The sequence below is a fragment of the Kitasatospora aureofaciens genome (assembly GCF_019192735.1).
GTDB lineage: Bacteria > Actinomycetota > Actinomycetes > Streptomycetales > Streptomycetaceae > Kitasatospora > Kitasatospora aureofaciens_A.
The window spans coordinates 72,493-86,032 of record NZ_JAHTKP010000025.1 but is presented as its reverse complement, the minus strand read 5'-3'; the positions used below and the strand labels follow the sequence as shown (position 1 = coordinate 86,032).

Below are 13,540 nucleotides of genomic sequence, written 5' to 3'. Positions count from 1 at the left end.
GTGGAGCCGTCGTCCGAAGTTGTCCAGACCAATTTGCCAAGCGGCCTGGACAACCAAGATTGGTCTAGTCCACAATGAAAGGGCACCAAGGAGAGGCCCACCGCGCAACTGCCCTGACCGCGCGAGGCCCCTCCTCGGTCGGACGCCACCGAGCGAGGACCCCGCACAGTTCTCGGTCGACCAAGGCGCCCGACGACAGCTCCGGGCTGCGGCGCCACATGGGTTGAGGGTCCCATGGCGCCGCGGCCCGTAGTGCTTTCCGGGTACGGCACCTTCCGGTGCGACCCGTCCGGTGCGCCTTTCCGGGGACTCCCCCGCCGAAGCCATGTTCTGCCGCTCAAAGAGCCGGGCCCCCGTCCACAGCCTGTGGACGGGGGCCCGGCTCTCGCGCGTCTGGGCGTCAGTGCATCGTCAGTGCGTCGTCAGTGCGTCTCGGTGACCTTGGCCAGGGCGCGCGGGGCGTCCGGGTCCTGGCCGCGGGCGATGGTGACCTCGTAGGCCAGCAGCTGCAGCGGCAGGATCTCCAGGATCGGCTGGACCTCCTCGGGCACGTCGGCCGGCAGCGCGAAGCCCGCGGAGGCGGCGTCCACCTGCGGCTGCTGGCCGACGACGACCAGGTCCGCGCCGCGGCCGCGCAGCCGGTCGAGCACCGGCTGCAGGGCCTCGCCGCCCTTGCCGTCCGGGACGATCGCGATGACCGGCGAGACGTTGTCCACCATGGCCAGCGGGCCGTGCAGCAGGTCGGCGCCGGAGAACGGGGAGGCCGGGATGTAGGTGGTCTCCATCAGCTTCAGGGCCGCCTCGCGGGCGGTCGGGTAGCCGTAGCCGCGCGAGGTGATGACCAGGCGCTGGGCGAAGCGGTAGCGCTCGGCCAGGGCCTTCACCTCGGCCTGGCGGGCCAGGATGCCGGCGGCCAGACCCGGCAGCTCCTTGGCGGCCGAACCGTCGCCGCCGCGCAGACCCTCGATCAGCAGGTAGAGCGCGAGCAGCTCGGCGGTGTAGGTCTTGGTGGCGGGCAGCGCCTTCTCCGGGCCGGCCAGCACGTCGATGTGGAACTCGGAGACCTCGGCCAGCGGCGAGGCGGCGTTGTTGGTGACCGCGAGAGTGATCGCACCGGCCTCGCGGGCGGCCTTGGTGGAGGCCACCAGGTCCGGCGAGCCGCCGGACTGGCTGACCGTGATCACCAGGACGTCGGTGAGGTCCGGCTTGGCGCCGTAGGCGGTGGTGGTGGACATCGAGGTCAGGCCGGCCGGCTTGCCGAGCAGGATCTCGATCAGGTACTTGGCGTACAGCGCCGCGTTGTCGGACGTGCCGCGCGCGGTGAGCAGGACGAACCGCGGGTTGCGGGCGGCGATCTCGGCCGCGATCTCGCGGATCTTCGGGGCGCCCTCGTCGAGGATGCGCTGGAGGACGGCCGGCTGCTCGGCCATCTCCGCCGCCATGATCCGGCCGGGGACGGGGACAGTCTGCGTGTCGGACATCTGGATGTGCCTCCGATGAGATGGTTCGACCCCGCCCGGGCAGGGCTGCCCGGCGGGGATCTCCAACGGCGGCGAGTCCGCACACTCGCTGCGGTGATTCCTACCGCAATCCTACGGGGGCCGCGGCGCGCCTGCTCGCCCCGGGCCGGTCCGCCCGGGGCGAGGAGGGGATCAGGACGGGTTGTTGATCAGCTGGTCGATCGCGGCGTCGGCCTCCTTGGTGGCCTGGTCCACCGACTTGCCCTTGAGGATCGCGGTCAGCATGTCGGGCAGGATCTTCTGCTTCTCGACCGCGCCCCAGCCGGGTGCCAGCGGGGTGAACCAGGCGTCCGGCACCGCATTGGCCGCGGCGGCGGTGTTGGGCTTGTTCTTCAGCGGGTTCAGCTGGGTGAGGTTGTTCGGCAGGATGTCCTTGTCGGCGAGCGCCTGCTGGGACCTGGTGCTGGTGAACATCCGGATCCAGTCGGCGGCCAGCGCGACCTGCGGGGACTTGGCGGTGACGGCGAGGTCCGAGCCGCCGATGAAGGTGGGCAGCGGCTTGCCGTCCGGGCCGGGCATGGTGGCCACCTTGACGGCGTCCTTGAGGCCCGGGTCGCCGGTGCCCGGGGCGGTCACGCCGGCCGCCTCGTAGCCGTTGCCGTAGAAGGCCGCGGTGCGCCCCCGGGCCATCGACTCGTACTGGTTCTGCTCGTTCACCGCCAGGTCGCCCTTGTTGTACTTGCGGACCAGGTCGGCGAAGTGGCTGATGCCCTGCTGGGACTTGGGGTCGTGCAGGGTGCCGTGCCAGTTGCCGGAGCTGTCGAACTTGGCGATGCTGCCGCCGTACGCGGCCACGTAGCTCATCGCGGCGTACCAGTACGGGCCGGGCAGGTAGAGCGGGGAGTAGCTCCTGTCGGACCTGTTCTTGTCCGCGACCTTGTCGAGCGCCGCCGTCAGGTCGGCCTCGGTCTTCGGGAAGTCCGCGCTGCCGGTGGCCTGTTGGAGGGCGACGGAGTTGTAGATGGCGACCCGGGCGCCCGCGTAGTAGGGCACGCACCAGAGCTTGTCCTGGTAGGTACAGGTGTTGGCGAGCGCCTTGATCCAGCTGTCGGAGTTGTCGAAGGTGGTCCGGTCGACCGGGGCCAGCGCGCCGGACAGCACGTACTTCATGGTCTCGGTGTTGCCGAGCTCGACCACGTCGGGGGCGTTGCCGTCGGCGAGCGCCTTGTCGAGCTTGGTCACCTTGTCCGCCCAGCCCTGGTAGGCGAGCCTGAGGTTGACCTTCGGGTACTTGGCCGCGAAGTCGTCGTTGACCCGCTGCACGAGGTCGGGCCAGTTCTTCTGGGCGTCGTCCATCAGCCAGACGGTGACGGTGCCGGTCAGGTTCTTCGGGTCGGCGGCGGCGCCCGTGCCATCCCCTGACGGTGAGCCGGACGAGGAACAGGCCGTCGTACCGACCGCCAGTGCCATGATCCCGAACGTCGCGACGAGCTGACGCGTCTTCACGCCATCCTCCGAGGGTGCTAGAGCCGTTGGTGCCCGCCGGCAGCGTGATGGCGCCCGCGGCGGAGAGTCCGGGCAGGGGCGTAGAGCTTCGGGAAGGGCCGATACCACATCCGGTGAGGTTGAAGTTCGAACCGGATGTGTGGACTCTGGCCTAGACCACTGGTGGTGTCAACGACCAAATGCCGCTCCTGCCAAGGCCGTTGCAGAGCTGTTGTACCCCATACCGATCCTGTGGCGATCAGTTGCGTCGCCGTCACCCTAAGTCGAACTTAAGGCGGATTTAAGGCCCACTTGAGGGAGCACGGTCACACGGCGAAGCCGCAGGCCAACGCCGGGAGAACGGAACGGGCCCGCCATGCGGCATACGCATGACGGGCCCGTCGGGCGACGTCTGCCGGGCACTCCCGGTGACGTCCTCCCCCGGCTTCAGCCGATCGCTCCCGGCTGCCCGGTGAGCACCTCCACGGCCGCCAGCCCGCAGACCCGGGCGGCGCCGTGGGTGGCGATGTGGAGCCCGCCGACCGGCTTGGACTGGGGCAGCCCCATCTCCACCACGGCGGCGTCCGGCCGCGCCGCCACCAGGCGGCCCAGCACGGCCGACATCCACGCGTGCCGGTGCGCGTCCCGGACCACCAGCACCATGCGGCGGCCCTCGGCGCCGGCCACCAGCTCGGCGACCAGCCCGTCCAGCAGCTCGGGGGCCGCCTCGACCGCGCCGACCTCGCGGGTGCGGGTGCCGGGGAAGCGGTCCGCCAGCATGCCCGCCACACCCCACGGGGTGACGTCGCCGACGGCGATGTTCGGCTCGTCCGAGAACGAGGCCACGTACGGGCGCTCGCTCACCGGCAGGACCTCGCGGCCCGGCGCCCGGACCACCTTCAGCGCCCGGCGGGCCGCCCGCAGGCCGACCGCCAGGTCCGGCTCCGGCCGCTCGCCCTGGGCCGAGATCCGGCCCCAGCTGCCGAGCGCCCGCACCCGGTCCGCAGCGTCCGCGAGCCGCTCCTCGGAGAGCCGGCCGGCCCGCACGCCCGCCACGATGGCGTCGCGCAGCATCAGCACGGTCTCCTCGTCGGCCAGGCCGCCGCCCACGCAGATCGCGTCCGCGCCGGCCGCCAGGGCCAGCACGGTGCCCGCGCCCATGCCGAAGGTGTCGGCGATGGCGCCCATCTCGATCGCGTCGCTGACGATCAGGCCCTGGTAGCCGAGGCCGCCGTCGGCCGGGGCGGCGCGCAGCAGGTCGCGCAGCACGGTCGGGCTGAGCGTGGCCGGAAGCTCGGGGTCGAGTGCCGGGATCATGATGTGGGCCGTCATGACGGCCTTCGTCCCGGCCGCGATCGCCGCCTGGAACGGGATCAGGTCGCGGGCGCGCAGCACGTCCAGGTCGACGTCGATGACCGGCAGGCCGTGGTGCGAGTCGACGGCGGTGTCGCCGTGGCCGGGGAAGTGCTTGGAGCAGGCGGCCACGCCGGCCGACTGCAGGCCCTCCACCCAGGCGGCGGTGTGCCGGGCGCACAGCTCCGGGTCGGCGCCGAAGGAGCGGACGCCGATCACCGGGTTGCGCGGGTTGGAGTTGACGTCCGCGGTGGGCGCCCAGTTGTAGTTCACGCCGGCCGCGGCCAGTGCCCGGCCCAGCTCGCGGGCGACGTCCCGGGTCAGCGCCGGGTCGTCGATCGCGCCGAGCGCGAGGTTGCCCGGCCAGGACGAGCCGGAGCCCGCCTCCAGCCGGGTGACGTCGCCGCTCTCCTCGTCGATGGCGATCAGGAGGTCGGGGTTCTCCGCGCGCAGCGCCTTGGTGAGCGCGGAGAGCTGGTCGAGGTCGACCACGTTGCGGTCGAACAGCGCGACCGAGCCGAGCCCGGCCGCGAGGTGGCGGCGCAGCCACTCCGGCGGCTCGGTGCCGACGAAGCCGGGCTGCAGCACGGTCAGGGCGTCGCGGTGCAGCTGGTCGCTGTCCGGGGCGGTGGGGACGAGGATGCTCACGTTTCTCAGCCCTTCACGGCGCCGTCGGTCAGGCCACCGACCGCCTTGCGCTGCAGGAAGACGAACAGGATCAGGATCGGGACCGCGAAGAGGGTGGACGCGGCCATGGTGGCGCCCCAGTCGGTGCCGAAGTTGGTCTGGAACGAGGAGAGCCACAGCGGCAGCGTCTGCACGTCGGGCTTCTTGTTCAGGATGTTGACCAGCGGGAACTCGTTCCACGCGGTGATGAAGCCGAACAGCGAGGTCGACATCAGGCCGGGGGCGAGCAGCGGGAAGATCACCTTCAGGAAGGCCTGGGTGCGGGTGCAGCCGTCCACCATGGCCGACTCCTCCAGCTCCTTGGGCACGGCGGCGATGAAGCCGCGCAGCGTCCAGATGGTGAAGGGCAGCACCATCATCAGGTAGAAGGCGGTCAGCGGCACGAGGCTGTTGAGCATGTCGTTGTCGCGGACGATCAGGTAGGCCGCGATGATCATGACCTCCCAGGGCGCCATCTGGGCGGCCATGACGACCAGGACGAAGCCCTTGCGGCCGCGGAACCTCATCCGCGCGATCGCGAACGCGGCCAGGGTGGCGATCACCAGCGAGCCGAGCACCGCGCCGACGGTGACGATCAGGCTGTTGCTGACGTACGTCCAGAAGTTCTCGGCGTGGACGGCCTTGTCGAAGTGCTCCAGGGTCGCGTTCAGCGGGAGGAAGACCGGCGTCCGGCTGATGACGTCGCTGTCCTGCTTGAACGCGGTCGCGATCATCCAGTAGACGGGGAAGATGAAGAAGACGAAGAGGACGACCGCGATCGCGTTCGGCCAGGTACGTCCGATGAGCGAGCGCCTCACAGCTCGTCCTCCTGCTTCAGGATGATGCGGAAGTAGTACGCCATCAGCGTGGCCAGCATGACGATGGTGAGGACCGCGATCGCGGACCCGGCCCCGAACCGCTGGGCGCCGAAGCCTTCGAGGAAGGCGTGGACCGGCAGGGTCCGGGTGAGGTCCTCCGGTCCGCCCTTGTTGATCAGGTAGACCTGGGTGAAGGCCTTGAAGACCCAGATCACCTCAAGGAAGGTCGTGGCCAGGAAGAACGGCTTCATGATCGGGACGATCACCGAGGTGAAGACCCGGAAGGAGCCGGCGCCGTCCATCCGGGCCGCCTCGTAGAGCTCCTTGGGGATCGTCGTCAGGCCCGCGTACATGTTGAAGGCCACGAACGGGATCGAGCCCCAGACGATCAGCAGGATGATCACGAAGAAGGTCGAGTACTGGGTGCTGGTCCAGTTGTAGTGGAGCATCGAGTGCCAGCCCAGCTTGTCCAGGAACCAGTTGACGACACCGAACTGCTGGTCGAACAGCCAGGTGAAGACGGTGGTCGCGGCGACCACCGGCATCGCCCAGGCCAGGATCAGCGCGATGGACAGCGTCAGCCGCATCTTCTTGCCCAGGCGGTTGAGCAGCAGGCCGACCAGCGTGCCCAGGACCATGATCAGGACGACGTTGACCACCGTGAACACCACGGTGCGGCCGGTGATCCGCCAGAAGTCGGCGCTGCCGAGCTGCTCGGTGTAGTTCTCGAACCCGTTCCACTCGGTCAGGTGCTGGATGAGCTGGCGCTTGTTGAGGTTCTGGAACGACACCAGAATCGTCTTCAGCAGCGGCCAGCCCAGCAGCAGCACGGTGGCCGCGACAGCCGGCAGCAGCAGCAGGTACGGCGTCAGCCTGGCCGGCACACGGGGTCCGCCCGCCGGTCTGCCGCTCTTCGGGGTGCGCCCGGCACCGGAGGCGACGATCTCGTCCGTACTGGCCACAGCAGCCTTCCCTGATCCCGGGGACTGTGTCTGCACCCGCTCCGAATGCACAGCCATCGTTCTCTCTTCCTCACAACCCGACACGACGGAAGGCGTCGCCCACCGGCTCCCCGCCGGGAGTCGGTGAGCGACGCCGCTCGAATGCCTTACTGCTTCTGGTTCATCCGCTTGGCGATCTCGTCGTCGGCCTTCTTGGCCGCCGCCGCGTAGTCACCGGTCAGCGCCGAGGTCAGGAAGTCCTTGACCGGGTTCGGCTCGTTCTCGACGTTCGTCCAGGTCGGGGTGTTCGGGGTGATCGCACCGTTCTGGGCGGCCGGCAGGGCGGCCTTCGCGAAGTCGCCGGCGACCTGGCTGTTCAGCGCGGCCTTGTTCGGGATGGAGCCCGCGGCGGCGACCAGGCCCTCGTTCTTGTCGTTGAGGGCGATCTTCAGGAAGTCCTTGGCCATGTCGCTGTTCTTGCTGGCCTGGGCGACGGCCAGGTTCGAGCCGCCGAGGAAGACGCTGGAGGCCTTGTCGGCGGTCTTGCCCGGGAGCGGGAAGAAGCCGATCTTGTCCTTGGCCATGGTCTTCTCGTCCGGCAGCTCCCAGCCGAGGCCGATGATGGAGCCGATGTCGCCCTTGCCGAAGACGTCCTTCTGCTGCGGGGTGGCCTCGTCCTTGTCCTTCGGACCGGTGGCCGAGTAGCTCTGCAGCTTCTTGTAGGTGTCGAAGGCCTTCTGCGCCTCGGGGGTCGACAGGCCGCCGACCCACTTGTCGCCGTCCTTCTTCGCCAGCTTGCCGCCCTCGGTGGTCAGCAGGCCGAAGTAGGTGTACCACTCCTGGCCCGGCATGTAGATCGGGTCGGCGACGCCCGGGGTGGCCTTCAGCTTGTCCAGGTCGGCGTAGAACTCGTCCAGGGTCTTCGGCGGGGCGGCGATGCCGGCCTTGGTCCAGAGGTCCTTGTTGTAGGCGACCACGCGGTTGGAGACCCACCACGGGGCGGCGTACTGCTTGCCCTCCAGGACGGTGGACTCGTTCTGGTTGGCGGCCCAGTCGGCCCCGCCGAGCGCGTCCTTGTCCTTGGTGATGTCCAGTAGACCGCCCGAGGCGGCGTAACCGGCGGTCTGGGTGTTGCCGATCTCCAGGACGTCGACGGAGCCCTCGGAGAGCGCGGTGGTGACCTTGGCGCCGATGCCGTTCCACTTCTGGATCTGGAAGTCGACCTTGGCACCCGGGTAGGTGGTCTCGAACTCGCTCTTGACGGAGTCCGTCCAGCCCTTCGGCGCGGAGCCGTCCATCAGCCAGACGGTCAGGGTCTTGCCGCTGTAGTTCTTGGCGCCCGCCGCGGACGACGAGCCCGAACCGGCGTCGTTCTTCTTGCCGTCCGAGCCACAAGCCGCCAGGCCGACGACCATTGCTGCGACGCCGACCGCCGCGATGAGCTGACGCTTCACGCCATCCTCCTGAGGGATGCCTGGATTGCCCCCGTCGGGTGGCAGCGGCAGACCCACGCAAAGCGGGGCAACAGGTGCCGCGGACCTTTTCGAACGGGTGGGGGATTCGTAGTCACCGGCCTAGTGGTGTAGACCAGATGCCTGGAGCTTGGCCTAGACCAATGGGCCTGTCAACGGCTCTTCGACCGATCAGGACCACCCGTTATCAAGCCGACACCGCACATCGTTCATCGCGTGATGAGGTATTCGTTCCGTAGCCATACATGCAACGATGTGACCCGTTAACGATGTGGCGGGGCCCGTAAAGGCCCTGCGAGAAGCGGGAGAACAGGTCCGATGAGCAGCGACGGGGGATCCACCGCCCAGGTCAACGACCCCGAGGTGAACAACCTCCCGACGCAGGCCGGCACCGACCCGACCGCGCGCGTCCCCAAGTACTACGGCCTCAAGCGCCACCTGCTCCAGCTCACCGAGACCCAGCCTGCGGGCACCCCGGTCCCGCCGGAGCGCGCGCTCGCCGCCCAGTTCGACACCTCGCGCACGACCGTCCGCCAGGCGCTCCAGGAACTGGTCGTCGAGGGCCGGCTGGAGCGCATCCAGGGCAAGGGCACCTTCGTCGCCAAGCCCAAGGTCGCCCAGGCCCTCCAGCTCACCTCCTACACGGAGGACATGCGGGCCCAGGGCCTGGAGCCCACCTCCCGGCTGATCGAGATCGGCTACATCACCGCCGACGAGCGGCTCGCCCCGCTGCTCGACATCAAGCCCGGCGGCCGCGTCCTGCGGATCGAGCGCCTGCGACTGGCCAACGGCGACCCGATGGCCATCGAGGTCGCCCACCTCTCCGCCAAGCGCTTCCCCGCCCTGCGCCGCAACCTCGCCAAGCACAACTCCCTCTACGCGGCGCTGCGCGAGGTGTACGGCGTCACCGTGGCCGAGGCCGAGGAGACCATCGAGACCACCCTCGCCAACCCGCGCGAGGCCGGGCTGCTCGGCTCCGATCTCGGCCTCCCGATGCTCCAGCTCTCCCGGCACTCGTTCGACGCCGACGGCAACCCGGTCGAGTGGGTGCGCTCCATCTACCGCGGCGACCGCTACAAGTTCATCACCCGCCTCAAGCGGCCCGAGTAGGCCGCTCCCCCTCCTCCCAGGCTCCCGGGCACCGGCGCACGCGCCGGTGCCCGGTTGCGTGCCGCGGGCGCACTGGCGTCCGGATGGCGGGAAGTTCCGTCATTTCCGGTGACATGGATCACTCCATGGTCTAGATTGCGCAGCCGTACTGACTGCCGATCACCGATGGTGCTGCTCGGCGGGCTCGTGGGGGTGTGTGCTCCCCGGGCTGCGGCGCCGACGGGGTGAACCCTCCGGAGCGGAGCCGAACATGTCGTCTGAGTCCGACCTCACCGAACCTGTCATGCCCGAGCCACCGGGCGAGCCCGTCCCGGCGGTGACACCGGAGCGGGTGCTGGCCGGGCTCGCCCTGCTCGTGCCGATCGTCGCGATGCTCTGGGTGTCCTCGTACGACAAGGCCGACCCCGCGGTCGGCGGGATGCCGTTCTTCTACTGGTACCAGCTGCTCTGGGTGCCGGTGTCGGCGGTCTTCACGGTCGCCGCGTACCTGCTGATCAACCGGGACGAGAAGGCGCGCAAGGCCGCCCGCCGGGCCGCCCGGACGGCGGGTGACGCGCGATGAAGAACGTCAACGTGCCCGCCCTCGTCGTCTTCGTCCTCTTCTTCGCGCTCGTCACCGTGATGGGCTTCCTCGCCTCGCGCTGGCGCCGGGCGGACAACGCCCAGCACCTGGACGAGTGGGGCCTCGGCGGGCGCAGCTTCGGGACCTGGATCACCTGGTTCCTGCTCGGCGGCGACCTCTACACCGCGTACACCTTCGTCGCCGTCCCGGCGGCGGTGTACGCGACCGGCGCGGCGGGCTTCTTCGCGGTGCCGTACACGATCGTCGCGTACCCGCTGGTGTTCCTCTTCCTGCCCCGGCTCTGGTCGGTCTCCCGGGTGCACGGGTACGTCACCCCGGCCGACTTCGTCCGCGGCCGGTACGGCTCCCGGCCGCTCTCGCTGGTCGTCGCACTGACCGGGATCCTGGCCACCATGCCGTACATCGCGCTCCAACTGGTCGGCATCCAGGCGGTGCTGGACGTGCTGGGCGTCGGCGGCGGGGCGAACGCCAACTGGTTCGTCAAGGACCTGCCGCTGTTCATCGCCTTCGGCGTGCTGGCGGCCTACACCTACTCCTCCGGGCTGCGTGCTCCGGCGCTGATCGCGTTCGTCAAGGACGCCCTGATCTACATCGTGATCATCGTCGCGGTGATCTACATCCCGATCCGGCTCGGCGGGTACGGGCACATCTTCGACGCGGCGGCGCAGAAGTTCAGCGCGCCCAAGTCGGCCGGCTCCCTGACCGTCCCCGGCAACAAGCAGTGGACGTACGCGACGCTCGCGCTCGGCTCGGCGATGGCGCTGTTCATGTACCCGCACTCGGTGACCGGGGTGCTGGCGTCCAGGTCCCGCAACACCGTGCGCCGCAACATGGCGATCATGCCGGCGTACTCGCTGATGCTGGGCCTGCTGGCGCTGCTCGGCTTCATGGCGATCGCGGCGAACGTCAGCAAGGGCGACAAGGCGTTCAACTCCCAGCTGTCGGTGCCGCAGCTGTTCGCGGACATGTTCCCGGACTGGTTCACCGGGGTGGCCTTCGCGGCGATCGGGATCGGCGCGCTGGTGCCGGCCGCCATCATGTCCATCGCGGCGGCCAACCTGTTCACCCGCAACGTCTACAAGGAGTGGCTCAAGCCCTCCGCCACCTCCGCCGACGAGACCCGCATCGCCAAGCTGGTGTCGCTGCTGGTGAAGGTCGGCGCGCTGGTCTTCGTGCTCGGCATGGACAAGCAGGCCGCGATCAACCTCCAGCTGCTGGGCGGCCTGTGGATCCTGCAGACCTTCGTGGCGATCGTCGGCGGCCTGTTCACCCGCTGGTTCCACCACTGGGCGCTGTTCGCCGGCTGGGCGGCCGGCATGGCCTACGGCACCTGGGAGGCGTACGGCATCGCCAGCCCGGCCACCAGGCACTTCGGCGGCAACGCGGCCGAGATCCCCGGCATCGGCCAGATCGGCTACATCGGCCTGACCGCCTTCGTGCTCAACCTGCTGGTCGCGGTGGTGCTCACCCTGGTGCTGCGGGCGGTCAAGGCGCCCGAAGGCCCGGACGAGACCAGGCCCGGCGACTACAGCGCCGAAGCCGGCGACGACGAGCTGGAGAACGCGCCGGAGCCCGTAGCGGCGCACTGATTGGCCGTGCGCGCGCCCTGTGATCGCGCCGCCTTCTCCGTGAACACTGGAGAAGGCGGCGCGATCATATGTATGAACGGGCGCGTACGCCGGGCACCACCGGACCGGACCGGACCGGACAAGCCGGCCGGCAACTGTTCGACCCACGGGGAGCACGCGGCAATGGCAGAACTCGGCAGCACCCTCAACGGCCAGCACCAATCCACCCAGCACCAGGCCACCCAGCACCAGGCCACCCATCCCCCGCTCACCGCGAACGGCCGGCCGGCGGCCACCCGGCTGCCGTCCGTGCTGATCGCCACCCGGCACGGCGAGTCCACCGCCAACGTCGAGTTCCAGCTGGCCGAGGCCGCCGGCGCGCTCAGCGTGCCGATCAGCAGCCGGGACGCCGACATCCCGCTGTCGATGCACGGCCGGCAGCAGGCCCAGGCGCTCGGCCGCTGGTGGGCCGCGCTGCCCAGCCCCGACCGTCCGCGCAGCGTCTGGTGCTCGCCGTACGTGCGCACCGCCGAGACCGCCCGGATCGCGCTCGCCCAGGCCGCCGGGCTCGGCGCCGTCCCGGTCTCGCTCGCGGTGCGCTACGACGAGCGGCTGCGGGACCGGGAGCTGGGCATCCTGGAGATGCTGCCGAAGGCCGCCATCGAGGCCAAGTACCCGGAGGAGGCGGCCCGCCGGCGCAAGATGGGCGAGCTGTACTACCGCCCGCCCGGCGGCGAGTCCTGGACGGACGTCGCGCTGCGGGTGCGCAGCGTGCTGCGGGACGTGTGCGAGGAGGAGGCCGGACGGCCGGTCCTGCTGGTCGCGCACGACTGCACCGTGCTGATGCTGCGGTACGCGCTGGACCGGCTGACGGAGGAGCGGCTGATCGGGCTCGGGCCGGTGCACAACTGCTCGACGAGCCTCTGGCGGACCCAGGACGGGCGGCTGCGGCCCGCCCACTGGAACGACACCGCCCACCTCGCACACAAGGACTGACGGTCCGTCAACTTGCTTCCGGCCCGGCGAAGCAGCGCCGGTAGGCCAGCGGCGTGGTCCCCAGCCGGCGCCCGAAGTGGTGCCGCAGGGCCGCCGCGTTGCCGAAGCCGCAGCGGGCGGCGATCGCGTCCACCGGCTCTGTGGTGGACTCCAGCAGCCGCTGGGCGAGCAGCACCCGCTGACCGGTGAGCCAGCGGTGCGGGGTGGTGCCGGTCTCCTGCTGGAAGCGGCGGGCGAAGGTGCGCGGCGACATGTGGACCCGGGCGGCCAGCTGCTCGACGGTGGACTCCCGGTCCAGGTGGTGGCGCATCCAGTCGAGCAGCGGGGCCAGCGAGTCGCCGTCACCCTCGGGCAGCGGGCGGTTGACGAACTGGGCCTGCCCGCCCTCCCGGTGCGGGGCCACCACCATCCGGCGGGCGATCCCCCGGGCCACCTCGGCGCCCTGCAGCTTGCGCACCAGGTGCAGGCAGGCGTCGATGCCGGCGGCCGTCCCGGCAGAGGTGATCACCGGGTCGTCGTCCACGTAGAGGACGTCCGGCTCGACCCGGGTCCGGGGGAAGCGCCCGGCCAGCTCCTCGGTGTGCCGCCAGTGGGTGGTGGACCGGCGCTCGTCCAGCAGCCCGGCGGCGCCCAGCACGAAGGCGCCGCTGCAGATGGACAGCACCCGGCCGCCGCCCGCCACCGCCGCGCGCAGCGCCTCCAGCAGCGGCTCCGGGTACCGCTCGCGGATCCGCGAGGCGGTGACCACCGCCAGGTCCGCCCCGGCGACGCGCTCCGGGCCGTACGGGACGTCCACCGCGAAGCCCGAATGGGTCGCGTGCGGCCCAGGCCGGGCGCCGGCCAGCGCGAAGTCGTACCCGGGCAGGCCGTCGGCGGTGCGGTCCAGGCCGAAGACCTCGCAGGCGACGCCGAGCTCGAAGGGGTGGATCTCCTCCAGGACAACCGCGACCACGTTCTTCAGCATGCCGCCCAGGATGCCCCGGCGGATGGCGCGGACGGAAGGGCCGCGGTGGCAGGATTTCGATGCAATCGGTCATTCCTGCCACTCGTGGGCGCCCGACGGCCCGGACAGAGTGGAGCCATGGACT

The 13,540-nt window shown here is 70.3% G+C and carries 11 protein-coding genes; 4 read left to right on the top strand and 7 right to left on the bottom strand.

Annotated features, from left to right (window positions below):
- Positions 1 to 422 precede the first annotated feature (422 nt).
- The 6 genes from KV557_RS23655 to KV557_RS23630 form a co-directional block, all read right to left on the bottom strand.
- On the bottom strand, positions 423 to 1,481 hold the full coding sequence (locus tag KV557_RS23655; protein ID WP_218203459.1) for an SIS domain-containing protein: 1,059 nt from the start codon (positions 1,479 to 1,481) through the stop codon (positions 423 to 425).
- A 171-nt stretch (positions 1,482 to 1,652) separates the two neighbouring features.
- Positions 1,653 to 2,930, bottom strand: coding sequence for an extracellular solute-binding protein (locus KV557_RS23650; protein WP_218203483.1), 1,278 nt, complete (start codon positions 2,928 to 2,930; stop codon positions 1,653 to 1,655).
- A 462-nt stretch (positions 2,931 to 3,392) separates the two neighbouring features.
- The gene (locus KV557_RS23645; RefSeq protein WP_218203458.1) at positions 3,393 to 4,946 is read right to left on the bottom strand and encodes a glycoside hydrolase family 3 protein; all 1,554 of its coding nucleotides are present in this window, start codon (positions 4,944 to 4,946) and stop codon (positions 3,393 to 3,395) included.
- Positions 4,947 to 4,951: 5 nt separating this feature from the next.
- A complete protein-coding gene (locus KV557_RS23640) occupies positions 4,952 to 5,782 on the bottom strand; it encodes a carbohydrate ABC transporter permease (protein ID WP_218203457.1) in 831 nt (276 codons plus the stop codon).
- Entirely contained in the window at positions 5,779 to 6,801 is a 1,023-nt protein-coding gene (locus KV557_RS23635; RefSeq protein WP_218203456.1) for a carbohydrate ABC transporter permease, read from the bottom strand. Before KV557_RS23635 ends, KV557_RS23640 begins: the two co-directional genes overlap by 4 nt.
- 89 nt (positions 6,802 to 6,890) lie before the next feature.
- A complete protein-coding gene (locus tag KV557_RS23630) occupies positions 6,891 to 8,177 on the bottom strand; it encodes an extracellular solute-binding protein (protein ID WP_218203455.1) in 1,287 nt (428 codons plus the stop codon).
- A gap of 336 nt (positions 8,178 to 8,513) precedes the next feature.
- Here KV557_RS23630 and KV557_RS23625 point away from each other — a divergent pair, with 336 nt between their 5' ends.
- The 4 genes from KV557_RS23625 (at position 8,514) to KV557_RS23610 (ending at position 12,452) form a co-directional block, all read left to right on the top strand.
- On the top strand, positions 8,514 to 9,305 hold the full coding sequence (locus KV557_RS23625) for a GntR family transcriptional regulator (RefSeq protein WP_218203454.1): 792 nt from the start codon (positions 8,514 to 8,516) through the stop codon (positions 9,303 to 9,305).
- 250 nt (positions 9,306 to 9,555) lie between these two features.
- Positions 9,556 to 9,867: a DUF3311 domain-containing protein gene (locus tag KV557_RS23620; protein ID WP_308130033.1), complete on the top strand. Its 312-nt coding sequence runs from the start codon at positions 9,556 to 9,558 to the stop codon at positions 9,865 to 9,867.
- Positions 9,864 to 11,477, top strand: a complete 1,614-nt coding sequence (gene mctP, locus KV557_RS23615) for a monocarboxylate uptake permease MctP (protein ID WP_218203452.1) — start codon at positions 9,864 to 9,866, stop codon at positions 11,475 to 11,477. Before KV557_RS23620 ends, mctP begins: the two co-directional genes overlap by 4 nt.
- 162 nt (positions 11,478 to 11,639) lie before the next feature.
- Positions 11,640 to 12,452, top strand: a complete 813-nt coding sequence (locus KV557_RS23610; protein ID WP_218203450.1) for a histidine phosphatase family protein — start codon at positions 11,640 to 11,642, stop codon at positions 12,450 to 12,452.
- Between the two features lie 7 nt (positions 12,453 to 12,459).
- Here KV557_RS23610 and KV557_RS23605 read toward each other — a convergent pair whose 3' ends face one another.
- Positions 12,460 to 13,416, bottom strand: coding sequence for a helix-turn-helix domain-containing protein (locus KV557_RS23605; RefSeq protein ID WP_218203448.1), 957 nt, complete (start codon positions 13,414 to 13,416; stop codon positions 12,460 to 12,462).
- Positions 13,417 to 13,540 lie beyond the last annotated feature (124 nt).